This window comes from Mycobacterium sp. IS-836 (assembly GCF_001954275.1).
In the GTDB taxonomy this organism is placed as follows: domain Bacteria; phylum Actinomycetota; class Actinomycetes; order Mycobacteriales; family Mycobacteriaceae; genus Mycobacterium.
Window position 1 is genome coordinate 1 of sequence record NZ_MBEU01000060.1, and the last position, 1,165, is coordinate 1,165.

Below are 1,165 nucleotides of genomic sequence, written 5' to 3' on the forward strand. Positions count from 1 at the left end.
GGTTGGTCGCTGGCGGAGGCAGCGAGCGTGCCGGTGGTGTTTTTGACCGCGCTGTACGGGTTGTCGGTGCTGGCCGGTGTGAAGGCCGGACAGAGGGTGCTGGTGCATGCGGCCACCGGCGGGGTGGGCATGGCCGCGGTGCAACTGGCCCGTCACTGGGGTGCGGAGGTATTCGTCACCGCCAGCCGCGGCAAATGGGAAACGCTGCGGGCGATGGGTTTTGACGACGACCACATCGGGGATTCACGAACGCTGGAATTCGAGCGCAAGTTCCTCGCGACCACAGGCGGCGCCGGGGTGGATGTGGTGCTCAACTCGCTGGCCGGTGAGTTCATCGACGCGTCGCTGCGGTTGCTGTCCGATGGTGGGCGCTTCATCGAGATGGGCAAGACCGACCTGCGCGACCCGCGGCAGGTCGCCGCCGACAACCAAGTGCAGTATCGGGCCTTCGATTTGATCGAAGCCGGCCCGGACCACACCGCGGCGATGCTGGCCGAGCTGATGGGACTCTTCGCGGCGGGCACGCTGAAACCCTTGCCGGTCAAGACCTTTGACGTGCGGTGCGCCCCGGCGGCGTATCGCTTGATCAGCCAGGCCCGCCACATCGGCAAAGTGGTGCTCACCATCGGCGAGCGCGGGCTTGCCGGGGGCAGTGTGGTGGTCACCGGGGGCACCGGGATGGCGGGTTCGGCGCTGGCGCAGCATCTGGTGGCCCGTTATGGGGTGGCCCATGTGGTGTTGGCCAGTCGCCAGGGCTCGGATGCCGAGGGTGTGGCCGAGGTGGTGAGTCGGCTGGAAGACGCGGGGGCGCGGGTGTCGGTGGTGGCCTGCGATGTGGCCGATCGCGATGCGGTGGCGGCGTTGATCGCGGGGCTGCCGGCGCAATATCCGCTCAAGGGGGTGTTTCACGCCGCGGGCCTGCTCGATGACGGGCTGATCGATTCGTTGACGCCGGATCGGGTGGATGCGGTGTTGCGGGCCAAGGTGGATGGGGCCTGGAACCTACACGACCTCACCGCGGAACTGGGCCTGTCGGCGTTTGTGATGTTTTCCTCGATGGCCGGCATCGTAGGAACCCCGGGGCAGGCCAATTACGCGGCGGCCAACAGTTTCCTCGATGGTCTGGCCGCCTACCGGCGTGCGCAGGGCTTGGCGGGGTTGTCGG

At 67.8% G+C, this 1,165-nt stretch carries 1 protein-coding gene; it reads left to right on the forward strand.

Annotated features, from left to right (window positions below):
* Positions 1–1,165, forward strand: a 1,165-nt coding sequence (locus A5747_RS16515) for an MDR/SDR family oxidoreductase (RefSeq protein WP_142245622.1), incomplete at both ends; no start/stop codon positions are given.